Source organism: Microlunatus sp. M237 (genome assembly GCF_056896895.1).
Map to the genome: position 1 here is coordinate 927,966 of NZ_JBXHBL010000002.1, position 23,948 is coordinate 951,913.

General features: G+C 68.5%; 18 protein-coding genes. 7 read left to right on the top strand and 11 right to left on the bottom strand.

From position 1 onward, the window contains the following. Positions 1 to 65 precede the first annotated feature (65 nt). Positions 66 to 995, bottom strand: coding sequence for a class A beta-lactamase (gene bla, locus AC1XX3_RS10605; protein WP_483321055.1), 930 nt, complete (start codon positions 993 to 995; stop codon positions 66 to 68). A gap of 196 nt (positions 996 to 1,191) precedes the next feature. Between bla and AC1XX3_RS10610 the strand changes: the two genes are divergently transcribed. Continuing rightward, positions 1,192 to 3,957: a family 78 glycoside hydrolase catalytic domain gene (locus AC1XX3_RS10610; RefSeq protein ID WP_483321056.1), complete on the top strand. Its 2,766-nt coding sequence runs from the start codon at positions 1,192 to 1,194 to the stop codon at positions 3,955 to 3,957. An 82-nt stretch (positions 3,958 to 4,039) separates the two neighbouring features. Here the strand turns inward: AC1XX3_RS10610 and AC1XX3_RS10615 are convergent, their stop codons facing one another. The 4 genes from AC1XX3_RS10615 to AC1XX3_RS10630 form a co-directional block, all read right to left on the bottom strand. Then, positions 4,040 to 4,942 carry a carbohydrate ABC transporter permease gene (locus AC1XX3_RS10615; protein WP_483321057.1) on the bottom strand — a complete coding sequence of 301 codons (903 nt, stop codon included), beginning with the start codon at positions 4,940 to 4,942 and terminating at the stop codon, positions 4,040 to 4,042. Then, entirely contained in the window at positions 4,939 to 5,739 is an 801-nt protein-coding gene (locus AC1XX3_RS10620) for a carbohydrate ABC transporter permease (protein WP_483321058.1), read from the bottom strand. The genes AC1XX3_RS10615 and AC1XX3_RS10620 overlap by 4 nt, the downstream gene beginning before the upstream one ends. A 161-nt stretch (positions 5,740 to 5,900) precedes the next feature. Further along, positions 5,901 to 7,244 (bottom strand): type 2 periplasmic-binding domain-containing protein, encoded by a 1,344-nt coding sequence (locus AC1XX3_RS10625; RefSeq protein WP_483321059.1) that lies wholly within the window; start codon positions 7,242 to 7,244, stop codon positions 5,901 to 5,903. A 485-nt stretch (positions 7,245 to 7,729) separates the two neighbouring features. Further along, positions 7,730 to 9,172, bottom strand: coding sequence for an AMP-binding protein (locus AC1XX3_RS10630; RefSeq protein ID WP_483321060.1), 1,443 nt, complete (start codon positions 9,170 to 9,172; stop codon positions 7,730 to 7,732). 73 nt (positions 9,173 to 9,245) lie between these two features. Between AC1XX3_RS10630 and AC1XX3_RS10635 the strand changes: the two genes are divergently transcribed. From AC1XX3_RS10635 to AC1XX3_RS10660, 6 genes are all read left to right on the top strand, one after another. Next, the gene (locus tag AC1XX3_RS10635; RefSeq protein WP_483321061.1) at positions 9,246 to 10,097 is read left to right on the top strand and encodes an oxygenase MpaB family protein; all 852 of its coding nucleotides are present in this window, start codon (positions 9,246 to 9,248) and stop codon (positions 10,095 to 10,097) included. A 126-nt stretch (positions 10,098 to 10,223) separates the two neighbouring features. Next, positions 10,224 to 11,321, top strand: a complete 1,098-nt coding sequence (locus AC1XX3_RS10640; RefSeq protein ID WP_483321062.1) for a CPBP family intramembrane glutamic endopeptidase — start codon at positions 10,224 to 10,226, stop codon at positions 11,319 to 11,321. Then, a complete protein-coding gene (locus AC1XX3_RS10645; RefSeq protein ID WP_483321063.1) occupies positions 11,314 to 12,378 on the top strand; it encodes an ABC transporter ATP-binding protein in 1,065 nt (354 codons plus the stop codon). Before AC1XX3_RS10640 ends, AC1XX3_RS10645 begins: the two co-directional genes overlap by 8 nt. Next, complete coding sequence (locus AC1XX3_RS10650; protein WP_483321064.1) at positions 12,375 to 13,208, top strand: ABC transporter permease; 834 nt, start codon at positions 12,375 to 12,377, stop codon at positions 13,206 to 13,208. The genes AC1XX3_RS10645 and AC1XX3_RS10650 overlap by 4 nt, the downstream gene beginning before the upstream one ends. 22 nt (positions 13,209 to 13,230) lie before the next feature. Further along, positions 13,231 to 14,484: a sensor histidine kinase gene (locus AC1XX3_RS10655; protein WP_483321065.1), complete on the top strand. Its 1,254-nt coding sequence runs from the start codon at positions 13,231 to 13,233 to the stop codon at positions 14,482 to 14,484. Beyond that, positions 14,481 to 15,086 (top strand): response regulator transcription factor, encoded by a 606-nt coding sequence (locus AC1XX3_RS10660; RefSeq protein ID WP_483321066.1) that lies wholly within the window; start codon positions 14,481 to 14,483, stop codon positions 15,084 to 15,086. Before AC1XX3_RS10655 ends, AC1XX3_RS10660 begins: the two co-directional genes overlap by 4 nt. 129 nt (positions 15,087 to 15,215) lie before the next feature. On the opposite strand, the gene AC1XX3_RS10665 is transcribed toward AC1XX3_RS10660, so the two are convergent. The 6 genes from AC1XX3_RS10665 to AC1XX3_RS10690 all read right to left on the bottom strand — a co-directional run bounded on the left by AC1XX3_RS10665 (position 15,216) and on the right by AC1XX3_RS10690 (position 23,933). Further along, positions 15,216 to 16,703: a CPBP family intramembrane glutamic endopeptidase gene (locus tag AC1XX3_RS10665; protein ID WP_483321067.1), complete on the bottom strand. Its 1,488-nt coding sequence runs from the start codon at positions 16,701 to 16,703 to the stop codon at positions 15,216 to 15,218. A 67-nt stretch (positions 16,704 to 16,770) separates the two neighbouring features. Further along, positions 16,771 to 20,160: a phosphodiester glycosidase family protein gene (locus tag AC1XX3_RS10670; protein ID WP_483321068.1), complete on the bottom strand. Its 3,390-nt coding sequence runs from the start codon at positions 20,158 to 20,160 to the stop codon at positions 16,771 to 16,773. A gap of 156 nt (positions 20,161 to 20,316) precedes the next feature. After that, positions 20,317 to 21,045 carry an N-acetylmannosamine-6-phosphate 2-epimerase gene (locus AC1XX3_RS10675; protein WP_483321069.1) on the bottom strand — a complete coding sequence of 243 codons (729 nt, stop codon included), beginning with the start codon at positions 21,043 to 21,045 and terminating at the stop codon, positions 20,317 to 20,319. 59 nt (positions 21,046 to 21,104) lie between these two features. Further along, the gene (locus AC1XX3_RS10680; protein WP_483321070.1) at positions 21,105 to 22,043 is read right to left on the bottom strand and encodes a DUF4434 domain-containing protein; all 939 of its coding nucleotides are present in this window, start codon (positions 22,041 to 22,043) and stop codon (positions 21,105 to 21,107) included. Between the two features lie 7 nt (positions 22,044 to 22,050). Continuing rightward, a complete protein-coding gene (locus AC1XX3_RS10685; protein ID WP_483321071.1) occupies positions 22,051 to 23,040 on the bottom strand; it encodes a Gfo/Idh/MocA family protein in 990 nt (329 codons plus the stop codon). Further along, the gene (locus AC1XX3_RS10690; protein ID WP_483321072.1) at positions 23,037 to 23,933 is read right to left on the bottom strand and encodes a Gfo/Idh/MocA family oxidoreductase; all 897 of its coding nucleotides are present in this window, start codon (positions 23,931 to 23,933) and stop codon (positions 23,037 to 23,039) included. The genes AC1XX3_RS10685 and AC1XX3_RS10690 overlap by 4 nt, the downstream gene beginning before the upstream one ends. Positions 23,934 to 23,948 lie beyond the last annotated feature (15 nt).

Sequence of the window (23,948 nt, forward strand, 5' to 3'; positions counted from 1 at the left end):
GCGCCGTCGGGTCCGGGGACCACGAGCAGCATCGCGCCCACCCAGTGGGCACCCCGTCCGCGAGGTCAGTCGAGCGAGTCGACCACGTGGCGGGTCGCCTCCGCGATCAGTCGGTCGTCATAGCCGGCGTCGCGGTCGGTGCGGCTGGACAGTACGGCCACAACGATGGGCTGGCGTCCCGGCGGCCACACGATGGCGAGATCGTTGCGGGTGCCGTACCCGCCCGCTCCAGTCTTGTCGCCGACCCGCCACCCGGCAGGGACCCCCGCACGAATAAGCCCGTTCCCGGTGGTGTTGCCGCGAAGCCAGCCGGTGAGCAGCGCCCGGTCGTCGGCCGGCAGCGTGGGCTCGACCGCATAGCGGCGCAACGTGGTGGCCAGCGCTCGCGGGGTGCTGGTGTCCCGCTCGTCGCCGGGTGTGGCCTCGTTCAGCGTCGGTTCGGTGCGGGCCACGTGGGTGGTGTCGTCACCGACCTGTTCCAGCGCGCGGTCGAAGGCCGCCGGTCCGCCGAGCTGGTCGACCAGCAGGTTCCCGGCGGTGTTGTCGCTGTAGCGGACCGCAGCGTCGCACAGTGCCCGCAGGGTCATGCCGTCAGCCACGTGGCGCTCGGTCACGGGTGAGTAGGTCACCAGGTCAGCCGCGGAGTAGTGGATGACGCGATCGAGTTCGGCCGAGGAGGACTGCCGCAGCACAGCTGCCGCAGCCAATGCCTTGTAGGTCGAGGCGAACGCGAACCGCTCGTCGGCGCGGTAGGCGACACCTCGACCCGTACCGGTGTCGATCGCGAGTACGCCCAGACGTGCGTCGAAACGCTCCTCCAGCCTCGCGAAGGCGGCGGCGACCGGAGTCGGCGCCGACGAGCTAGCCGGGGCACCCGCCGACGGTGTGGTTGCGACCGAGCCAGGGATCGGACCGGACTCGGCGGAACAGGCGGCGGCGGGCAGCAGGAGCGTTGCGGCGAGGACGGTGCTCAGCGATCGCGGCAGGAAGGGCATGCCGGTCAGCCTGCGGGATGCGGGTCATGCTGTCCAAGACGGGAACGATCCGTCCAGGCGTTCCGGCATCAGGTCGGGGAATGGATGTGGCAGCCGGATTCCCCCGGCCGACAGCCGGGCCTGGCTGTTGGAAGGTTTCAATTTGACCTAGGTTGGTCTCACCGTCCGACCCACTCGGCCCCCAGGAGCACCAACGATGCACTGTTCTGCCCCCACCCCTGTCCGTTTCGACCACCGAGAGGACGGCTTCGCCCTCGGCACCGCCACCCCGCGGCTGTCATGGCAGATCCCGACTGCGGATCCCGACTTCACCGTCACCGCCTCGGAGGTGGAACTGACGCTCGCTTCGGAGGCGCCCCGGACCGCCGTGATCGACTCACCCGAGCAGGTCCTCCTCGACTGGCCGTTCGAGCCGCTCGCTGCGCGCGACCGCGGCACGGTGCGGGTCCGGGTCCACGGCGGCGCGGACTGGTCACCGTGGAGCGAGCCGGCGTCCTTCGAGGTCGGCCTGCTGTCCCCCGCTGACTGGAGCGCCCGCTTCATCACCGGCGTCGGGGTCGGCGGCAAGGGGGAGTCCGCCCCCGTGCTCAGCCGCACCTTCGTGGTCGAGGAGAGTCCCGAGCGAGCCCGGCTCTACATCACTGCGCACGGGCTCTATCTGGCCAGCCTCAACGGGCAGCGCATCGGCGACATCGAGCTGGCCCCGGGGTGGACCAGCTATGCCCACCGGCTGCGGTTCCAAACCTTCGACGTCACCCCGCTGCTGCAGCCGGGTGAGAACACCCTGGAGATCATGCTGGGCGAAGGCTGGTATCGGGGACGCTTCAGCTTCCGCGGTGAGGACGCGCTCTACGGCGACGAACTGGCGGCACTGGCCCAGCTCGAGCTGACCGACGCGACCGGACAGATCACCACCGTGATCACCGACGACGACTGGGAGTCGCGCGGCTCCATGATCACGGCCAACAACCTCTACGACGGCGAGCATCGCGACCTCACCATCACGACCGTGCCGCACGGCACGACGATGATCACCGACGCCTCGCTCGACCGGCTGGTGGCGCCGGAGGGACCACCGGTGCGCCGCGTGGCCGAGGTCCCGGCGGTACAGCTGATCACCTCACCGAGCGGTCAGCAACTGATCGACTTCGGCCAGAACCTGGTCGGGTGGGTCCGGCTCACGGTCCGTGATCTTGCTCCGGGGAGTGTGGTCACCCTGCGACACGCGGAAGTGCTCGAGCACGGCGAACTGGGCGTACGCCCACTCCGGTCCGCCAAGGCCACCGACTCCTGGGTCGTCGCCGGTGGCGCGGAGGAGGTGCTGGAGCCCTGCTTCACCTTCCACGGGTTCCGCTACGCCGAGGTGAGCGGTGCCACCGTCACTGCCGCCGACGCGGTCGCCGTGGTCCTCAGCTCCGACCTGGAGCGGACCGGCTGGTTCGAGTGCTCCGACGACGAGGTCGCCCAGCTGCACGAGAACGTGGTCTGGGGCATGCGCGGCAACTTCGTCGACGTACCCACCGACTGTCCGCAGCGCGACGAGCGGATGGGCTGGACCGGCGACATCCAGGTCTTCAGCCCGACGGCGAGCTTCTTGTTCGACAGCGCCGGCTTCTTGTCCTCCTGGCTCAAGGACCTGGCCGCGGAGCAGGGCGACGATGGCTCGGTGCCGTTCGTCATTCCGGACGTGCTGCGCACCGACGACTCCCCCAGCGCCTGCGCCTGGGGTGACGCGGCCACGATCATCCCGCTGGTCCTGCATGAGCGGTTCGCCGACCGCGGCGTCCTCGCCACCCAGTACGACAGCATGCGGGCCTGGACCGACCACATCGCCGAGCTGGCCGGGGACGACCACCTGTGGACCGGCGGCTTCCAGTTCGGTGACTGGCTCGACCCGTCCGCACCGCCGAACGACCCGTTCGCCGCCAAGGGCGATCCCGACGTGCTGGCCACCGGCTATCTGGTCCGCTCCGCCACCATGACGGCCCGCGCCGCCTTCGTCCTGGGCCACCACGACGATGCCACGCACTACGCCGCCCTGGCCGAGGCAGCGCGGACGGCCTACCTCGCCGCGTACGTGACCTCGACCGGCCGCATCGTCAGCGACGCGCCGACGACGTACGCGCAGGCGCTGGCCTGGGACCTGATCACCGACCCCGCCCAGCGCCGCGGCGCCGGCGACCGGCTGGCCGACCTGGTCCGCGGCTCGGGATTTCGGATCTCCACCGGATTCATCGGGACGCCACTGATCACCGACGCCCTGACCCGGACCGGCCACGTCGACGTGGCGTACCGGCTGCTGCTGGAGCGGGGATGCCCGTCGTGGCTCTATCCGGTCACCATGGGCGCCACCACGATCTGGGAGCGCTGGGACTCGATGCTGCCCGACGGCACCATCAACCCCGGCGAGATGACCTCGTTCAACCATTACGCCCTGGGCGCGGTGGCCGATTGGCTGCACCGCAGCGTCGCCGGGCTGGCGCCGGCCGAGCCGGGCTATCGAACGTTGGTCGTGCAGCCACGGCTGGCCCACGGGCTGACCAGTGCCTCGGCTCGGCACCGCACGCCCTACGGCGAGGCGTCGACCGGCTGGCGCCGAGAAGGCGGCGAGGTCACCCTCGACCTGGTCGTCCCCGTCGGCAGCACGGCGCTGGTCACGCTGCCCGGGAGGGACACCCAGCTCACCGTCGGTCACGGCCACCACACCTGGACGGTGCCGGATCCGGTGCCCGAGCCGGCCGCCCCCGCGACGGTCCGGGACCTGTTGGACCACCCGGTGCTGCTGACGCAGGTGATCGAGCTGCTGTGCAGTCATGGCCTACCGGCCGACACGGCCTACGTCGGCACCCGGCTCCGCGGCTATCTGGACCGACCGGCGGCGACCGCGGTGGACGCTCTCGCCGCTCTGTTCGATCGGGACAGCCACGCGGTCGGCGACGACCTTCGGGCACTGCTCGCCTGACGGGGCGCCTGGAAACGTCGAAGCCGGCCGTCGATGCCCAGCAGGGCAGCGACGGCCGGCTTCGTTGGTGCTGGGTCGGCGCTCAGGTCTTGGAGCCGGAGAGAGCGATGCCCTCGACGATCTGCCGTTGAGCGATGATGAAGATGATCAGCAGCGGTACGGCGGCCAGGGTGGCGGCCACCATCAGGCTGGTCCAGTCTGAGGAGTAGGCACCTTTGAACTGGTTCACCAGCAGCGGGAGGGTGAACTTATCCTCGCTGTTGAGAAAGATCAGCGGATAGAAGAAGCTGTTCCACTGGGCCAGGAAGGTGAAGATCCCCAGGGCCACCATCGGTGTCCGCAGCAGCGGCAGGATCACGGTGAAGAAGATCCTGACCCGCGACGCCCCATCGATCGAGGCGGCTTCCTCCAACTCGACTGGGATACCCCGGACATACTGGCGGAGCAGGAACACGCCGAAGGCGTTGAACAGCGACGCCGGGACAATCAGCGCCAGGTGGGTATCGATCCACTGCAGGTATCCCAAGATGATGTACAGCGGGATGACCGTCAGCTGGACCGGCACCATCAAGGTGGCCAGGAACACCATGAACAGCGCGTTGTTGCCGGTGAACCTGATCCGGGCAAAGGCGTACGCAGCCATCGCGGACGTCAGCACCGACACGACCACCACGACCGCGGCGATGTAGAAGCTGTTCAGATAGCCGCGGATGAAGTCCGCACCGGCCCAGGCATTCGGATAGTTCTCCGGCGCCCAGTCGATGGGGAACAGCTTCGGCGGTTGCATGAAGATCTCACCCAACGGCTTGAACGAGCTCAGCACCATCCAGATGAAGGGCAGCGCCATGCAGATCGCGCCGATCGCGAGGAGCAGGTGTAGCGGGATCCGCGACCAGCGAAACGGCGGCTTGTGCTCGGTGTCGTCATCGTGCCGATGCGCTTCGACGGCTTGGACCTGGATGTCAAGTGGGTTCGTAGTAGTCATTCTGTGTAGTGCACCCATCTCTTCTGGGCCAGCATCTGTAGGCCGGTGAGGGCAAGAAGACAAAGGAACAAGATGATCGCGATGGCGGACCCGAGCCCGAAGTTGAACTCGACGAACGCCTTCTGGAAGATCTCGTACACGATCGTGCGCGACGCGGACGGCGCGTTCGGGCCCATGAATACATAGATGTAGTCGAATATCTGGAACGATCCGATGATCGACGTGATGGACAAGAACAAGATCGTCGGCGACAACAGCGGGATGGTGATGCTCCGCATCTTCTGCAGCTCCGACGCCCCGTCGATGTCGGCCGCCTCGAGCAGCGACCGCGGGACATTCTCCAGACCGGCCATCATCATCACGACCTGATACCCCAGGCCCTGCCAGATGCCGACGATGGCGAAGGCCGGGATGACGAACCGGGCATCCTGCAGCCAGTCCGGCGCCGGCAGTCCCACCCGGCGAAGCGAGGTGTTGAGCGGGCTGATCTCCGGGTTGAACAGGTACAGCCAGATCGCAGCCACGGCCACGCTGGACGTGACCACCGGAGCAAAGTAGAACGCCCGATAGAGCGACTTCGTCCGCACCTTCTGCAGCATGTACGCCACGGCGAAGGCACCGATCATCGTCCCAGGAACCGACAACACGGTGTACCAGATGGTATTGAGTGCCGACTCCCTGAACTGTGGGTCGTTGAAGATGTTGGAGAAGTTGCTCAAGCCCGCGAACGACCTCGTCCCGAACCCGTCCCAGTTTGACAGGCTCAGGATGAACGCGAACACCAGTGGGCCGAGCATGAATACGAGCAGTCCAAGCAACTGGGGCCCCAAGAACAGCAAGGCGAACCGGTTGTCCCTTCGCCGCGCCCGCTTCGCCGCTGGCCGTTCCGCCGGCCTCTGATACTTCGCCGGCGCCGCTCCCGCCTCGGGTTGTGGGTCAACTAGCGTGGCCATGGCGATCAGGCGTTCAGCAGTGCGACGAGGGTGTCCGCGTACTTCTTGGGGGTCTGGTTCTTCAGATCCTTCAGCAGCACGTCATTCTTCAACGGGAAGTCGGACGCCTTCTTGGCGCTGCGAATCAGCGGCAGCGGCACGGCGTAACCCTTAGCGGCGACCTCGGTGAAGAAAGCACCGTTGGGCGGATCGTTGCCCTCGGTCACGACCTCGTCGAGTCCAGCGATGGACGGAACCGCGTTGCCGCCACCAGCCAGCCGGAACTTCTGACCCTCGAGGCCGCAGTAGTCGGCGACGAACTTCTTGGCCGCGTCGGGATCCTTCGCCTTCGCGTTGATCGACATACACGCCGTGAACACGGCTACCGGCATGACCTCCTTGCCGCTCTCCGAGGGCATCGGAGCGATGTCATAGTCGACAGTGGCCTTCAGCTTCTTCAAGTTGGGCAGGATCCAGCGGCCGTACTGAATGGTCGCGAGCTGGCCGCTGTAGAAAAGCGCGTCAACACCTTGACCCTTCGGCAGCGAGCCGGCGTAGGTGATGTTGCCCGAACCGAACTGCTCGAACAGCCAGCCGATGGTCTCCTGAGCCTTGGCGTCCTCGTTGAAGACCGCCTTGCCGCTGTCGTCGAACACGGACCCGCCGAAGGTGGTGATCCAGCTGAACAGGTCCCCCCAGCCGGACTCGAACGCCATCCCGCGCTTGCCGGTGCCCTTGACCTTCTCCAGCAGATCGGTCAACGTGTCCCGGTTCCAGGTGCCTGCCTCGTAGGCGACAGCGGGGTCCTGCGCCACACCAGCGGTGGCGAGCATCTTCTTGTTGAACCAGAACACCTTGGGATTGCAGTCGACGCCGACGCCGTAAATCTTGTCGTCATCGGACTGGGCCCACTGACGAAGACCTGGGTACGTGGCGTCGAAGACCTTCTTGATGCTTTCGTCCCCGCCGAGATCGGCCAGCACGTTGGACTCGATCGCCTTGGAGATGAGGGTGTCACCGACGTAGAAGGCATCCGGTGCGGTGCCACCCGAGAGCTGGGTGAGCATCTTGCTGGCGTAGTCACCGACGACGTTCTGCCAGGTGACCTTCATCCCGGAGGTCTTCTCGTAGTTCTTGTTGTATTCCCGGAAGCGTTCGGCTTCGCCTGGGTTGGCCCACGAGCCCCAGGTGACGGTGCCGCCACCTTCGCCGCCGCCATTGGATCCACCGCCCGGGCCGCCGCTGCTCCCTCCCCCGCACGCGGTCAACACGGTGCTGCCGGCGGCGACTCCCACACCCGCCAACGCGGTGGTGGACAGAAAGCGGCGCCTCGAGAGCGTGCGGTCAAATGCTGCTGCTGGTTCTCTCACGGTCTTCCTCCTTGAATACCGAGGTCACAGGCCTGGACGGCTGCGTCACTACCGAGGGGCATTTCCGCTCCACAATCGGTTGCCGGCGGTCGTCGCCCTCCTATTCACGCGACCGATGCCGGCGGGAAATCTCCCTCGACATGTGACTTGTATCACGAAAGCCCGGTCCCGTCAGGTGCGCCCAGCGGCGCGTCTGCGGAGACGTGACCGAACTGAGATCGCCCCCCAGTTCGTCCAGCAGGTCGCGGAAGAGCCGGCGCAAAATCGAGCGATCACCTCCGAGTTGACGTCGAGGATGATCGCTCCACCCGGTAGCCAGCGCCGGTGAGCACCTCCACGGGCACCGGCCGATGGCGAGTGCGGGGGCGATCGTGGAGGTCGAGTCGTTCAGCGGACGGGCCAACTCCCGCCCCCACACCCGCGTTGCCGGCGTCCAGGGCGATGTCGGCGAGGGTCACCCGCCGCGGCCTGGCCTGGAAGGTCGATCACGTCGAGCCGACCACGCTGACGTGTCCGTCGTCGTCGCGCTGACCACGGGCGCGGGTGTGAAACAGACCGGCTCCGCCGCTCAGATAGGTGGCCTCGAGGCCAACGTCGTCTGGCCAGATCGCGGTCATAGCGCCGGGTGGCAGCGGCAGCGGCAGACCGATCATCCCGTCGGTGCCGCGCGGTACCACGGTCCCGTCGGCATCGACGATGCGTAGGTCGAAACCGGCCACGGCTCCGGCCGGTCTGACCACCATCGGCCATCCCGTCTCGGGCAGCCAGCTCTGCTCGGTCACGGGTACACCGAGGTGCCGGTCCAGCCACGTCTGCAGCGACGGGTCACACCGGCCCTCGGCCAGGCACAGCAATCGGAGGCCGGCGAGGTCCCGGCCGATGTTCACCTCCCCGGCCGGATCGTTGTCGGACCAGGCGCGCAGGGTCCGGCCCGCGGCGGTCAGCACGGTGACCCGGAGCTCGGCCAACACCCGCCGGAGGGCCTCGGGCTCAGGGTCCAGGCCGCCCTCCCACAGCACGGTGGTGGCACCGACCAGCAACGGGCCGTACACGGCTGCGGTGTGGGAGACCACCGAGGAGAGATCGCCGACGGTGAGAACTACATCCGTTGGACGCAGCCCGACCAGGGCACGCATCGCGTACCCGCAGGCCACGGCGTAGCCACCCGAATCATGGACCAGCTCGAGCGATTTCCCATCCGGGGCCGCCGACGGCAGGAGGTAGAGCGGGGCGGACGCCGGCATCGACACGCAGGTGGCCGGTTCGAAGGAGCCGGGCCGCATCAGCATCGCCCAGTCGAGGTCACGCGGCTCAACCAGCCGGGCCGGGGACTGCTCCCGCTGCAGCACCACCCAGTGCACTGGCTGGTACGTCGCCTCGTCCAGCGCGGCTTCGTAGCGCTGCTGGAGGTCGATCACCCGGTCGACCTCCAACACACAGGAGGCCGTGATCACCACCACGGGGCGGGTGCCGTCGATCCGAGCCGCCAGCCCACTCGGGGTGGAGCTGGTGGGGACGACAACGTGCACGGCACCGATCCGGGCACAGGCGAGCATGGCGATCACCGCCTCGGCGATGGTCGGCAGGAAGATCATCACCCGGTCGCCCGGGGCCACGCCGAGGCCGCGCAGGGCGCCACCGAGCTGGGCCACCTTCTCCAGCAGCTCGGCATAGCTGTAGGTCCGCCGGACTCCGGTCACCCCGGAAAACACCAGGGCCGGCTCGTCGGCGCGGCCGCGGATGACGTGGCGGTCAAGGGCGTTGAAGCACACATTGAGCCGGCCGTCAGGGAACCAGCGCGCCAACGGCCTCGCCGTGTCATCAAGCACCGTGCGCGGGGTCACATCCCAGTCGACGGCACGCGCCTGCTCACCCCAGAAGCCGGTCGGATCGGCCACGCTCCGTTCGTACGCGTCTTGGATCTCCATCCGCACTCCTCCCAGAGATCGACCTCCGGTCGTCCTCAGTCGACGGATGGTCCGCCGACGTACGCTGCACAGTATGTCCAGTGCTCTGCTCGACCGGCCGCGCAGCACCTTGGCCCGGGTCGTTCGCGAGAAGGTCGCCGGCTCCGACTTCGAGAACGCTCATCAGCGCATCTGGCACACCCCCGGCGAGCGGTGGTACGGCGAGCAGGACCCGATCTGGCGGGTGCATGCCGACACCTCGATGTTCATCGGTGGTATCCGGGCCCTGCTGCTGCAGTCGCTGCACCCGGTGGCGATGTATGTCGTCAGCGAGCACTCCGGCTTTCGCGGGGACCCGTGGGGTCGGCTGCAGCGGACCAGCCATTTCCTGGCCACCACGACCTACGGCACTATCGAGGCCGCCGAGCTGAGCATCGCCAAGGTCCGCGCCATCCACGCCTTCCTGCACGGCACCATGCCCGACGGGCGGTCGTACCGCGCCGACGACCCGCACCTGCTGCGCTGGATCCACCTGGCCGAGGTGGACAGCTTCCTGACCACCTATCAGCACTTCGGCGCGGCGACGCTGGCTGCGGCCGACGCTGACCGCTATGTCGACCAGGCGGCCCAGGTGGCCGAGCGGCTCGGCGCCGAACGGGTGCCGCACAGCGTGGCCGAGCTCGAGGCGGGCCTGGCCGAATACCTACCCGAGCTCGGCTGGTCGGCCCCGGCGCAGGCGGCCGCCGACCTGCTGCTTCGCGAGCCGCCGTTGCCGCGAGTCGCCCGGGTCGGCTATGCCGTGCTGGCGGCGGGCGCCATCTCGACGTTGCCGCCGTGGGCCAGGGCCCAGCTGCGGTTGCCGACGTTGCCGTTGTCTGACCGCCTGGTCGCGCGGCCGTTGGCGTCGGCCGCCGCCAGGTCACTGCGCTGGGCACTGTCCGGCTGAGATGGTGCGCCCACGGCGTGGGTCACGGCGGGCGTGACATCTGTCATCGGGTTTTCTGATCGAGCTCACATCGACCGGTGAGGTGACGCACTACCAGCCCCTCGGATCACGCGAGACGGTGGAGTCATGAGCACACGAGACGCAGGCGGCCCCCTGCCCGGGGTATCCCCCGACACCCAGGATCACGCACCCACGACCGCCCCGGGCGCCCCCGCGCCGGGCCAGCCGATCGGCGTGCCGCAACCCGGCAGCGCTCCCGCCCCTTCGACGGCACCTGTCCCGCCGCTGGTGCCCCCGGCACCGCCGGCGCTGCCGGTCGAGCAGCGTGAGTATCACCATTTCCTGCGCACGCCGCGGGCCCGGTGGTGGCGGGGGGCGCTGGCCATCGTCTCGCTGGTGGTGGCCTTCCTGGTCGTGAACTTCGGCCTGAGCATCGTCGGTCTGCTGATCGATGCGTTCACCGGCCGGTCCAGCCTGGAGCAGCTCCAGAACGGCGAGGTCACCGTGACGCCGATGCTGTTCTTGATGAACAACCTGTCGCTGGCCGCGATGATCCCGGTCTCGATGCTGCTGCAGTGGGCCTTCTTCGGTCAGCGCCCGCGTTGGCTGAGCTCGGTGCAGGGCGGATTCCGCTGGGCCTGGTTCGGTCGCGCTGCGGTGATCATCGTCCCGGTCTGGCTCGTGTACGTCACCCTCAGCTATGTCTTCCAACCCGAGGCGCTGGGCGACCGGATCGGCGCCGACGCAGTCTTCATGCTGGTCGTCGTACTGCTGACCACCCCGTTCCAGGCAGCCGGGGAGGAGTACGCCACCCGTGGTCTGATCGCACGCTCGGCGGCCTCCTGGTCGGCCAACCCTCGCGTCGCCCTGGTGATCGGCACCGTCGTGGCCAGTGGGCTCTTCATGGTGGCGCACGTGGCCACCGACCCGTGGCTGCTGGCGTACTACTTCATCTTCGGCGCCACGTTGAGCATCGCCGCCTGGCGTACCGGTGGGCTCGAGGTGCCGATCCTGATCCACGCGGTCAACAACTTGTTCCTGATGATCCCGATCGCGCTGTACGGCAACATGGCCGAGGTCTTCGAGCGCGGACCCGGCTCGGGCGGACCTGTGATGCTGATCCCGATCGCGGTCCTGATCGCCGTCACCTTCGGAATAGACCGCTGGGCTCGTCGCCACCACGTGGTCCGCAGCAGCGCCCCGGGGGCGGCGCAGCATGGCTGATCAACCGCGTGAACGCGAGGTCGCCATCGAGGTACGAGGACTGCGCCGCAGCTATGCCACCGGAGGGCGCCAACGCTCGACTGGATCGACGATCCGTCGAGGTGCACTGCGGCTCCCGCCGAACTCGAGCACTTCGACGGCTGGCTCCTTCGAGGCGGTCCGGGGTATCGACCTCCAGGTGCGGCGTGGCGAGCTCTTCGCTCTGCTCGGCACTAACGGCGCCGGCAAGACCTCCACCCTGGAAGTGGTGGAAGGGCTGTCGGCGCCCAGCGGCGGCACCGTCCGGGTGCTGGGGCTCGACCCGTATGCCGACCGCGCCATGGTCCGCCCGCAGATCGGCATCATGCTGCAGGAGGCCGGGTTCCCCGGTGGGCTGACGGTCACGGAGATGGCGACCACCTGGCAGCGCACCTTGATCGACGCGCGCGGAGTCGAGGAGACCCTCGAGCTGGTGGCACTCGGCCACCGCCGCACGGTGGCCATCGACAACCTCTCCGGTGGGGAGCGCCGCCGACTCGACCTGGCCCTGACCCTGATGGGCCGACCGACCGTCGTGTTCCTCGACGAGCCGACCACCGGCCTGGACCCGGAGAGCCGGCACAACACCTGGCAGCTCATCCGTTCGCTGCTGGACGAGCAGACCACAGTGCTGCTGACGACGCACTATCTAGAGGAGGCCGAGGTGCTCGCCGACCGGATCGCGATCATGCACGCGGGAGAGATCGCGCGAGAGGGCACGCTGAGCGAGATCGTCGCCCGACAGCCGACCCAGATCTCCTTCACCCTGACCGCGGACGCGGCGGCGGACGACCATCTGGTCCACCTTCGCCAGGTCGGCGGCGCCGGCTTCCACGCCGAGCGGCGCGCCGATGCTCACCACGTCCTGCTCGAGACCTTCGACGCCCAGCCGATGCTCACCCGGCTGCTGGGCTGGGCCGACGGGCGTACCGTCCTCGGCGACCTGCGGGTGCTACCCGGCACCCTCGAGCAGGCCTTCCTCGATGTCGCCCGCCAGTCCGGGTCGCCGAGCGGATCCCCGTTGGCGGCGGCAGCATGAGCACCGTCGACACCACTGCTGCGCCCTCGGCCGCGAGCCTCAGGGCGGGCGGAGGGTTCCGCATCGAGCTCGGTCGTGCCCTCGCCCTCGGCCGAGCCGAGACCACCTTGTTGTTACGCAACCCGACCGCCCTGGTCAATGCACTGCTGCTGCCACTCCTGCTGGTGGGGTTGTTCGCCCTGGTCGGTGGCGGAGCCGGCAGCAGCGGCCTGTTGATCGGGCTGGTCGCGGGGATGGGGCTGCTGTTCATCGTCTACTACACCAGCGTGACCGCCGTCGTGGCCCGCCGCGAGGAACGTACGCTCAAGCGCTTCTACACCGGGCAGGCCAGGCCGGTCACCATCCTGGTCGGGATGGCGTTGCCGCTGTTCGCGTTGCTCGGGCTGCAGGTCCTGGTCGGTACGGCGGCGATCGGGGTGCTGGTCGGACTCGGTGCGCCGGGGCGCTGGTGGTTGCTGCTTCCCGCGGTCGGATTGGGGGCGCTCGCCTGGTGGGCACTGGCGCTGGCGTCGACCACGTTCACCAAGACGGTCGAGTCGGCCCAGATCACCACCTTGCCGCTGATCATGGTCGCGCTGCTGCTGTCCGGGGTGTCGCTGCCGCTGGCGGTGCTGCCCGATGCTGTGCAGCTCCTGGCCCAGCTCAGCCCGATGTATCCGGTGATGGACCTGGCGCAGCTCGCTCTGGGACCGGTGACAGCGATGGGAGAGCAGGTCAGCGGAGCGTCGCTGTGGCGGGCAGTCGGTGTCGACGTCGCCGTGCTCCTGGCGTGGATCTGGCTCAGCGCCGACGTGGCCCGGCGCCGGTTCCACTGGGAGCCGCGACGGTGAGACGTCTGCAAGGATCACCCGCATGAAGAGCACCGTGGGCCTGCAGACCAACACCCGCCGGTTGGAGCTCTACATCAGGATCTCGCTCTACGTCCTGCTGGGGTTGGAGCTGGTCCTGCTGTTGGGCTGGGCCGCTGAAGCCTCCATCCGGTCCGCCAGTGGCGCCCTGATGGTGACCCTGGTCGGCTTGGGGATCCTGCACGTCGCGGCGAACATCGCCGTCTGCCGGTGGGCGATGACGGCCATGCGCCGTCTTCCGCTCCGGCTGACCGCGATCCACCTCGGCTGGATCCTGGGCTGGGTCCTGCTCTCGGTAGCGCTGGTGGCCACCACCATCTCCGCCGTCGGATCGCAGGGCAGCTGGCCGGCCAGCGTGATCGTGGCCGTGGCCGCGCCGCTGGGGGCGATCTCGCCGGTGGTGTCCTGGCGGCTGATGCTGGCGCTGACCGTCGGATGTGGCGTGGTCACGTCGGTCGTGGTGACCGAGCTGCAGGACCAGGGGCCGGCGTTCGCCCTGGGGATGGGGATGCCGCTGACCATCGGGCTGGTGGGCATCGTGATGTCGTTCTGGCTGTCCGGCTGGATGCTGCGCGTGGTGTGGGAGCTTGACGAGGCGCGCGGCAAGGCGGCGCAGCTGGCGATCGCCGAGGAACGGCTGCGGATCGCCCGCGACCTGCACGATGTGTTCGGGCGTACCCTCGCCACTGTTGCGGTCAAAAGCGAGCTGGCGGCGGAGCTCGTCCGCCGGGGCCGGAGCGAGGACGCCACCGCCGAGATCAGCGCCGTACGAGCGATCGCCGACGACGCGGGACGAGAAGTCCGCCAGATCGTCCGCGGCTATCGAGAGGTGGAGGTGGCCGCAGAGCTGGAAGGCGCCCGCTCGCTGCTCGACTCGGCCGGCATCCGCTGCGTGGTCCGCGGAGCGTTCCCCATCGACCTCGACCCGGCGGTGGCGTCGGCGCTGGGGTGGACCTTGCGGGAGGCGGTGACCAACCTGATCCGGCACAGTCGAGCGAGCGAGTGCTTCATCACCGTCGAGGTGGGCGACACCGTCAGCCTGGTGGTGACCAACAACGGCGGGACGACCGCACCACGGACCCCCGGCGGAAGCGGCGGCAACGGGCTGGTCGGGCTGGCGGAGCGGCTGCGTGCGGTCGGTGGCGACCTGCGCTTCGAGCAGGTCGGGGACCGCTTCACGCTGCAGGCCCAGGCACCCCGGCGCGGTTCGGCCTTGATCGCCGGCGTCCAGCCGGCCGGGGTGAAAGGGGCGGCATGATCCGGGTGCTGCTGGCTGACGACGAGACCCTGATCCGCGACGCCCTGGTATCGCTGCTGGGTCTGGAGGACGACATCGAGGTGGTCGCCGTTGCCGCCTCCGGGCCGGAGGCTCTGGCCAACGCCCGCCATCATCGTCCGGACGTGGCGCTGCTCGATCTGCAGATGCCCGGACTGGACGGAATCGCGGTGGCGCAGGAGCTTGGGACGGTGCTGCCCGAGTGTGCCTGTGTCATCGTCACCTCCCACGGACGGCCCGGCTATCTCAAGACCGCCCTGACCGTCGGCGTCCGCGGGTTCCTGCCCAAGACGGTGTCGGCCTCGGTGCTGGCGGGCGTAGTCCGGACCGTGGCCGCGGGCGGGCGGTACGTCGACCCGGAGCTCGCCGCAGAGGCCATCGGCGCCGGTGACTCACCGTTGTCGGCGCGCGAGGCCGACGTGTTGTCTCTGGCCGGCGAGGGCAGTCCGGTGGAGGAGATCGCCGCCCGGGCCTCACTGTCGGTCGGCACGGTCCGCAACTATCTGTCGTCGGCGGTGACCAAGCTCGGGGTGGCGAACCGGCACGAGGCGGTCCACCGGGCCCGGGAACGCGGCTGGATCTAGACCGCGCCCGACTCGCGGCGGTTGGCGCTCAGCCCCGGTCTGCCGGTGTCGCAGCCGACCATGTCGCGGACGACCCTCCTCAGTTCGGCGATGGGCTTCGGCGATGAGCTGTGGCCCGGGGTCAAGGTGTCAACCAGCGGCTGGGCGACCCGGCTCGATCGACGGCGCGACCGGTCCGGCGGCCGCCGCCGGGTTGGGTCGGGGCTGGAAGCGCGGCTCCAGCTTGGCCCGCTTGGCCTGCCAGAGGATGAGGGCCAGCACGATGCCGTGGGTGACCAAGGCGACGATCACATCGATCGGGGCGCCCGCGCTCGTCTCGCTGACGAACGCTTCCTCCCAGCCGCCGACGGTGATCACCACGAAGAAGATCCCGACGTTGTTGACGGCGTGCAGCACGATGGCCGCTTCCAGCCCGCCGGTGCGCCAGGTCAGGACCGACGCCGTGATGGCGAAGACGGCCAGGCTCGAGAACACCCACGGATCCGAGCTGCCGTGGGCGGCGGCGAACGCAGCCGTGCTGATCACGGTCGGGACCAGGAACGCCAGCAGCGGCCGGCTGAACCAGGAGCCGATCGACTCGGTCAGCAGCCCTCGGAAGAAGTACTCCTCACCGGCGGCCTGGAACGGAGTCATCACCAGCGTGATGAGGAGCAGCACCGCCCACTGCGCCGGCCGCGGGGACGTCGCCGGGGCGAGCACCGCGCTGAGTCCGAGGTAGATCGCCCACACCGGCACCACCACGACCACGCAGCGGACCAGCCATCGCCAGCGGATGTGGCCGGCGACCGACGACACGAACCCGGGCCGGATCCGGTGCGCGATCCAGACGGCGAAGACGGAGGAGGGGATCAACACGATCAGTGTGAGGTTCACCAGGATGAATCCCCCGGGGCCGAGGTCGCTGGTGTCGGTGGCGAGTTCCGCGATCCAGTTCAGCGGGTCATCGACCCCGACGACGGCGCCGCCGATGCCCACCAGCAGGGTGGCTAGGTTGATCGAGACGAAGGCGAAGATGCCGGCCAACAGCAATGCCAGCAGCGGACGCCACCAGCGGTGCCGCGGTCCGCGGAGCATCTGCGGGTATTCCCGGGGCTCGTCCGGCAGCGCGCTCACCGGCCGCACCGGGACCGGATACGGCGGTTGACCGTAGGGACTGGGTAGCCCGGCGCCGTAGGGGTGCTGCTGGGCATACGGGTTCTGTTGGGCATACGGGCTCTGCTGGGCATACGGGCTCTGCTGGCCGTACGGGTTCTGCTGGGCGTACGGATTCGGCTGCCCCTGCGGACCTGGCTGGACAGCTGACTGCGCGGCCGGCTGGGCGTACGAGGGCTGGCCGTACGGGGACTGGCCGTACGGGCCCGGCTGGCCGTACGGGCCCGGCTGGCCGTACGGGCCCGGCTGGCCGTACGGGCCCGGCTGGCCGTTCGGGCCCGGCTGGCCGTACGGGCCCGGCGGCTGACCGGGGTGCCCCACCCCTGCGCCGGCGGGCGGCAGGGACGGATCGGACGGTTCCGGTGGCACCGGGGGCGGAAACCCGGCGAGTGCCGGGTCCGGCTCCGGGTGCGCCGGTGGGCGGTCGTCCGCGGACGAGGAGGGTCGCTTCGGCTCATCGGTCATGGTCGGTCAAGTCTGCCACCCGCGCCGCGGGATTCCGCCACCGGTGCGGGCGCGGGAGCAGCCGCCGTCAGCGCACCGTCACCCGGGCCCGGGCAGTGACACCGTTGACGGTCACCTCCAGGGTCGCCGTGCCGCGACGCTGTGCGTGGAGTAGCCCGGTGGTGGGGTCATAGCTGACCACAGCCCGACGATCCCGATGATCCGCGTCCCGGTGGTCCGCAGCCCGATGATCCGCGTCCCGGTGGTCCGCCTCCGCGACGATCACGCCGCTACCGCCCCACTGTGCGGTGACGGGCCAGGCGACCGGTACATCGCGGTCGCCGTCCTGCCGCAGCGTCGCCGACACCGCAGCCGTGGCACCGACTCGCAGGGTGGCGGGTGCGGCCAGCGTGAGCCGGTCGACCCGAGCGTGCGTCTCGACCTGCATCCAGGCGGTCCGGGCACCCGGCTTGGCGGGGGCACCAACCACCCCACGCGCCGGGTTGAGACCGAGCATCGACCAGCCGGTGAACCCACCACGGTCGGCCGAACCGGAGGGGTTCTTGCCGGAGTTGCCGTTGATCATCCGCGTGACACCCCCGGAGGCGTCGGCGTGGAACACCCCGACGTGGCCGTTGATCTGGGCCACCGACTTGCCGGACTCGGCCCGGAACCGGGTGAGCAGCCGGTCGAAGGCCGCGGCCTCATAGCGGTCGGTGAGCTGGCTCGCCTTGTCCGGATGCGGGTCATCCACCGGGTGATGGTTGAAGATCAAGACGCCGGTGATTCGGCGGTCGCGGTCGGCCGCGGCCAGCTGTCGTTCCAGCCACCGGAGCTGGTCGGTGTTTCCCTGCGGATGCAAGGTTCCGCTGGACGAGTCCAAGGTGATGATCTTGGTGCCGGCGAGATCGCGGACGGTGGTCGATGGGCCGAAGACCGACTCGAAGTTCGAGATGGCGCCACCCATCACCTCGTGGTTGCCCGGAACATAGACGTACGGGATCCGGTCCCCCACCTCCTCGTCCAGCAGCCGTTTGGCCAGCGCGAAGTCGATCATGGCTGCCTCGTCGACGAAGTCGCCGTTGATCACCAGCAGGTCAGGCTCGGCCGCGACGATCTCCCGCAGCGCCCGTCGGCCGGCCTGCACCAGGTCGCTGTCCGGGTCGCGGCCGACGAACTGGGTGTCGCTCAGCACGGCGATCCGCTGCGGTCGGTGGTCGACCGTCCCGGAGGTCAGGAGAGCGGGGTCGTGCACGTACGGTGCGGCGGGCTGTTCGACGTCGACCGGGATCTGGGCCCGCAGGTCCGAGATCTCCAGGCGGTCGGTATAGCTCACGTCAGAACGGATCTCCATGAAGCGGATGGCCGTAACGGTGAGCGGGTACGGCGTGCCGGCCGGCACGCCGAAGCTGACCTTCCGCCAGCCCGTCCAGGTCACGTGCTCGGCGTCCAGGTTCGTCGATGTGCCGTCGCCCTTGGTCACCTGGATCCGTGGCCACTCCTCTTTGCCGGTGCCGCGGATCCACATGGTCAGCGCCTGGGGCTGTCCGGCGACCGGCAGTGGTCTGACCGGGACGGCATACATGCCACGGGTGGCGGTGGACTGGCTGAAGTCCAGGTCGAGGGCGAGCGCGGGCTGCTGCTCGGGGCCGGTGGCGGCCGACAAGGTGCCGGTGGCGCGGGCGGTCTGCACCGTCCACTGGGACGCATCCGCGAAGTCAGCCACGACCTGTTCGGTGAAGCCGATGGTGACCGGCACCGTGACCACGTGCCCCAGCACAGTGAAGGTGACGGCCGACGAACCGGTGTCGGTGGTCGGGGTGATGGTGAAGCTGTCGGCGGAGCCGGCCGTGACCTCGACGCCCGGTGCGGCCTCGACCTCGACGTCCCGGGTCTCCACCGGCACCCGGTGGCCGTCGACATCGACGGCGGTGAGGGTGACGCTGCCGGTGGTGCTGCCGTCGGGCAGCGCCACGACCGTCCGAGACGGGACCAGCCGCGTCATCGTCCCCAGCACCCGCAGCGTCACCGCCGCAGCGTCTCGGCGGGCACGGAAGGTGACGGTGGCCTCGCCGGTGCGTCGGCCGACCACGACGGCATCGGCCGTGCCCTTCTTGGCGCTCACCCGCGCCACGTTACCGGGGGCGACCCGGAAGGTGCCCCGCACGTCCGCGGCGGCGAGGTTGCCGTCCAGGCCGGTGGCGGTGAGCGTACGGCTGAGGCCCGGCAGCAGGTCGTGCGAGCCGTCAACCGACAGACCGACGGGCGGTTCGAGGACCGGGCGTACGGCCACGCCCGAGAGGCGCTCCGGCGCGCTGGAGCGGAAGACCAGGGCGTTGGCGTCCGGCCGCTCAGCACCGTCCGACGGCCGGTTGACGAGCACCGGATCCACGGTTCCGGCTGGACGGGCCACCAAGGTGGTGGAGCCACCACCATCGAGGTTGACCGCGTTCCACACGCCCAGCTCCTGCATCAACCCGGCAAGCTCCTGCACCGTCATGCCGTGGGCGTCGCCCTGCCGCCCGTCGACGGTGACGACGCGCAGCATCGTGCCGTCGCGACTGACCCCGATGGCGGTACGCCCGGCCGTCGCCTCGTCCGCGGTGGTCAGTCGACCGTTCTCCAGCAACCGCTGACTGCCGCCCACGGCCAGGTCGACGTTGGCGCTGGCCTTGACCGTGATCCCGATGGCGGACCCCTTCTTCAGCCCGGCCAGACGGTCCACGGCGGTCCCGCGGGCGACCACCAGGGTCGTTCCCGCGGGAATGGCCCGGCTCTCGGTGATGGCGCTGCGATCGTCTGAGACGGAGGTGACGACGCCGTTCACCACGGTCGCCACCCGGACCGCCTCGTCGGCCGTCAGCAGCCGGGCCACCGGGAAGGCACCCCATACCTGGTTGAACAGGCCCAGCGAGTTCGGCGCAAAGGTCGACGAGTTGACCGAACGCACCTGCTGCACGTCACCCGCGACGGTCACAGTCGCGGCCGACATCAGCTCCTGGACCGCTGCCTTGCCATTGGTGACGGTGAAAGACTGTCGCGGGTCGGAGCCGGCGGTCCGCAGTCCTTGGCTGGGCGAGATGTTGGTGCCGATGGGTGCGTCCGACCGGTTCATGTCCCAGTAGTCGCCGTTCACCGCGGCGACGGCCCGGGACTGGCGGGTCAGGTCGCTGATCGTGGAGTTCGACCCCGCCACGGTGCCGCCGTCGACCACATCGAGCGACAGCGTCGGCGTGGTCAGGTCGGCGGTCATCACATGACCCGTCACCCAGCCGCCGGGTTGGAGGCGCTGGAACGACGTCAGCTCGAGGCCGGGAGCGACGGCGACTGACCGCTCCCGCCCCAGCGCCGAACCGCCCGCACGGAGATCGGGCTTGCCCAAGGGTTCGGCCGTGGCGGGTTCGACCAGAGCCACCGAGCCCAGCGTCAGTCCGGCGAGGGCCACCACTGCGGTGCGGACCAACGTACGACGGGTCATGAGCGTCCTTCCAGCGGAACAGCGACAGTTCACTCTGGCACGTCTAGGTAACTAATTGCCATGGTTCGGTAAACATCAGGCAACTCATTACTGCGCCGCCGACTCGTTATCCGCATCCGGATTGGGCGCGCGGAGAATGCGGACCGAGCAGACGGTCTAGCCGACGACCGAATCGTCTGCCGCAGGCGGCGCCGCCCGGGGGTCTGATGCAGCATCGGACTCATCGCTCTCCACAGCGGCTGCGAACCACCGCGTGATCGAGGTCGGATGAGTGATGGCGGTCCCCACCACAACTGCATATGCACCAGCATCGATGCAGGCTCTGGCCTGGGCGGCGGTGTGGATACGGCCCTCCGCCAGGACAGGCACCGCGACCTGAGCAGCCAAGTCTGCGAGGAGGTCGATATCGGGGCCATCGGTCGGTCGACGGCTGTCCGTGTAGCCAGCGAGGGTGGTGCTGATGAGGTCGGCGCCAGCCTGCTGGCTGGCGAGCCCATCGCCGAGATCGCCGACATCGGCCAACACCAGTGCGCCGGTGCGTTCGTGGATGGCTTTGACGGTCTCAGCCAAGGTCAGCCCATCGGGGCGTGACCGGCGGGTGCCATCGATGGCAACGATGTCAGCGCCCGCCTCGACCACGGCTAACGCATGTTCAAGCGTCGGAGTGATGAACATGCCGTCGGATCCAACTTTCCAGAGGCCGATTTGCGGAACGACCACCGCTGCATGGATCAGGCGGATGTCAGCTAGCCCTTGTGCTCGCACGCCAACCGCTCCACCGAGCACCACGGCCTCGGCCATCCGGCGCATCACGTCGGGATCGCGCAGCGGCTCGCCCGGATAGGCCTGGCACGAGACGACCAGACCGCCTCGCAGTGCGGCCACGGCTGGTGCGACCGTCTTAGAGCCGCCAATGTCGATACGAAGCGGGGGTCTCGGCGTGATCACTCCGACACGCTGCTGCGGACTGCCAGGTGATCTTGGTACCTCCGGTACAGGTTCCGCGCCGCGGGCATTGTCGAATTGGGACTGAGAAAGTGCGAGAACTCGAACGTGATCACCTTCTCCACGTACGGCTGCACCACGTCCAGCTTATGGGCCAGCTTGCGCCAGTCCAAGGGCGGGAACTTGATGTGCACGTCTCGATCGAACGACTCCAAGTTGGACCACAAAGTGATGCCGGCCTTGGACGCGACCTCAGCCGTGGCTTTGGTCAACTCCTCGAGCGCGAGCAGATCCGCCGTCCCATCTTGGAATGCGCAATAGTCGACGAGCCCGGAATAGGCGCCAAGAATCTCCGCCCAAGCCCGCGCGTGCTCGTCGACGCTTCGTGCAGTGCTGTGCGGCCCTGCGGCCTGATCGGTCCTCCCGTGGAAGAACGGGGAGACCAGGATGGGTAGATCGCTGATGCTGCGAATCTCGGTGGCGAGTGCGACGTTGATATCGACGATCCGCATGCCGGAGTCGAAGGTCTCGTGCGGCAGGTACCAGCCCCGGAAGGCCGGTGAGCTGCCGTACGTCTCGAACATCTCCCGGAGATAACGCCGGTTGATGTCCACCTCGACCGTCCAGTCGTTGCGATGCCAGTGGTAGCCGGAGTCGTACAGGCCGAAGAAGAGGCCGATGCCGCGCTCCGCTGCGAGATCGAGAAACATGCGGACCAGATCCACGTAGACCGGCAGTACGGGTCGGTGCGCGGCGATGGTCCGAGACGGACAGGCGAGCTTTTCCTGATACCCGGTCCTGATCATGATCACAGTGTCGATACCCGCCTCGACGAAGGTGTCGAACTCCCGTGCCCATTCGTCCGGGCCCCAGTTCTGGGAAGCGATGTCGTGGCTGATCTCGTCCAGGAAGGTCCCAGTGATCGGCAGATAGCTCATGGTCGGTTCAGCTCTCCTTGATGGCCGAGCCGACGGAACCGGCTGAGGTGTAGGCATCGGACAGAAGTGCGACGGCGCGAGCACCGTCGCGAGCGGTCACCCGCGGTGTGCCGCGGCCTGCGACACAATCGAGAAAGTGAGACGCCTGACGAACGAATCGATCCCCGCCCGGCACCTCGATGACCGATCTGTGGCCGTCAGGTGTGAGCAGCGACAGCGTGCCCGTGGCATAGTCGAGCTCGAGCCGCCCCTGAGTGCCGGAGACACTGACGACCGCTTCCCCGGGAGCGGTTCGCCAACTGGCCTCGATCACTCCGAGTACGCCGTCCTCTGATCGGAGGGTCACCACGGCGCTGTCCTCAACGTCAAGGGCTGGGCCGCGATCCGTAGCCGTCGTCGCAACCACCGCGACGATCCGCTCGATCTCGCCGATCACGTATCGGAACAGATCCAGCGAGTGCACGGAAGTGTCCATCAGGACCCCTCCACCAGAGACGTCCGCTTGTGCGAACCAAGAGGACTCCACCCCGTCCAGCGGGCCGGAGAAGCGGTTCCGGAAAGACAGCACTCGACCGATGCGACCCTCACGGACCAGATCCCGCATCGCCTCGATCTCGGGCTGGAATCGGTGGCAGAAGCCGACGGTGAGGAAGGCGACACTGTCGTCGGAAGCCGCGACCATTGAACTGCACTCGTCGTTGGTGCGGGCCATCGGCTTTTCGCACAGCACGGGCACCGCTGCGCCGAGGGCGAGCAGAGCCGCGTCGTGGTGTCCCGACGGTGGGGTACAAATGCTCACGGCATCAAGCTCAGCTTCTTCGATCATCCGGGCAATATCGGTGTACGCAGTGATGCCGAACTCGGCCGCCACTTCCGCGGCCGCCCGTGGATCGGTGTCGGTCACCGCGACCAAGGTGGCTCCTGCCGCCCGGTAGGCGTTCAGGTGGGTCCGTCCGATGGTGCCGGCGCCGACGACGCCGACTCGCGGGCCGCTCACAGCCCCGCACCCGTCAAGACGTCAGCGATCTGGACTGGGTGTCCAGTCGTCGCTGATCGGCGGCCTGCAGCCAGGATGGCGAGCACCTCAAGAGTTGTGTCACGCCCGATGGGGGACGTTCCGCTCGCAGCCATACCGATCGCGGCCGTCATGGTGTTGGCATAGAAGCCTTGCGCGTCCGAGATCTCGGTTTGGCGCACACCGTTGGCGCCATAAACCGTGGCGTGGAACGACACCGGGGTGTCACGCACAGTCGCGATGACGATCCTGGGGCCATCAGGATGGCTGATCACCGTGACGTCGCGGCCGGCCGAGTGACTCTGCTGGACCGACGTAGCACCGGTTCCCAGGACGGCCACCGCCGCCTCGACGGTGTGGATGCCGTAGTTGTACCAGTCGCCGGGACCGACTGCGACCACGGTGCTCGACGTTTCGGCGGAGTCAGTGCTCAGCGCACCGAGCTCGGCGGCGAAGTGGAGCGCCGAGCAGCTCATCACCGGCGTCTCGAACTTCTCCGCCAGATCGAAGAGCTCAACCGCCTGTGCAACCTCGAGGGCCATCGGCTTGTCGATATAAGTGGCGATGCCGGCTTCCAGGAAGGTCCGTGCGAGGTCTGGGTGGTGGGCTCCCCCGTCGTAGTCGTCCAGCACGAGTGCCAGATCGATCGATCCGATCAACTCCGCAGGGTCGGTGACGACCCGCTCGATATCGAACGCGGCTGCGAGATCCGGAGCGTCGCTGTGACGTCCCGAGAGTCCGTCCTTCCCACTGCTCCAGACGCCGACCACGCGACCCCCGTCAACAACCGCGGGCTGCCCCCCGACACCGTTGAGCAATCCGGCGAAAACGCCCGCGTGCGAGGTGTTCGTGCCGATGATGCCAACTCGAATCATTTGCTGTTACCTGTC

What these genes read in the sequence shown, in the direction of transcription:
- AC1XX3_RS10630 (WP_483321060.1), bottom strand. Translation starts at nt 9,172, where the DNA reads ATGGAGATCCAAGACGCGTACGAACGGAGCGTGGCCGATCCGACCGGC.
- AC1XX3_RS10640 (WP_483321062.1), top strand. Translation starts at nt 10,224, where the DNA reads ATGAGCACACGAGACGCAGGCGGCCCCCTGCCCGGGGTATCCCCCGAC.
- AC1XX3_RS10670 (WP_483321068.1), bottom strand. Translation starts at nt 20,160, where the DNA reads ATGACCCGTCGTACGTTGGTCCGCACCGCAGTGGTGGCCCTCGCCGGA.
- AC1XX3_RS10620 (WP_483321058.1), bottom strand. Translation starts at nt 5,739, where the DNA reads ATGCTCGGCCCACTGGTGTTCGCGTTCATCCTGAGCCTGTCAAACTGG.
- AC1XX3_RS10665 (WP_483321067.1), bottom strand. Translation starts at nt 16,703, where the DNA reads ATGACCGATGAGCCGAAGCGACCCTCCTCGTCCGCGGACGACCGCCCA.
- AC1XX3_RS10650 (WP_483321064.1), top strand. Translation starts at nt 12,375, where the DNA reads ATGAGCACCGTCGACACCACTGCTGCGCCCTCGGCCGCGAGCCTCAGG.
- AC1XX3_RS10615 (WP_483321057.1), bottom strand. Translation starts at nt 4,942, where the DNA reads ATGACTACTACGAACCCACTTGACATCCAGGTCCAAGCCGTCGAAGCG.
- bla (WP_483321055.1), bottom strand. Translation starts at nt 995, where the DNA reads ATGCCCTTCCTGCCGCGATCGCTGAGCACCGTCCTCGCCGCAACGCTC.
- AC1XX3_RS10645 (WP_483321063.1), top strand. Translation starts at nt 11,314, where the DNA reads ATGGCTGATCAACCGCGTGAACGCGAGGTCGCCATCGAGGTACGAGGA.
- AC1XX3_RS10635 (WP_483321061.1), top strand. Translation starts at nt 9,246, where the DNA reads ATGTCCAGTGCTCTGCTCGACCGGCCGCGCAGCACCTTGGCCCGGGTC.
- AC1XX3_RS10655 (WP_483321065.1), top strand. Translation starts at nt 13,231, where the DNA reads ATGAAGAGCACCGTGGGCCTGCAGACCAACACCCGCCGGTTGGAGCTC.
- AC1XX3_RS10690 (WP_483321072.1), bottom strand. Translation starts at nt 23,933, where the DNA reads ATGATTCGAGTTGGCATCATCGGCACGAACACCTCGCACGCGGGCGTT.
- AC1XX3_RS10680 (WP_483321070.1), bottom strand. Translation starts at nt 22,043, where the DNA reads ATGAGCTATCTGCCGATCACTGGGACCTTCCTGGACGAGATCAGCCAC.
- AC1XX3_RS10610 (WP_483321056.1), top strand. Translation starts at nt 1,192, where the DNA reads ATGCACTGTTCTGCCCCCACCCCTGTCCGTTTCGACCACCGAGAGGAC.
- AC1XX3_RS10660 (WP_483321066.1), top strand. Translation starts at nt 14,481, where the DNA reads ATGATCCGGGTGCTGCTGGCTGACGACGAGACCCTGATCCGCGACGCC.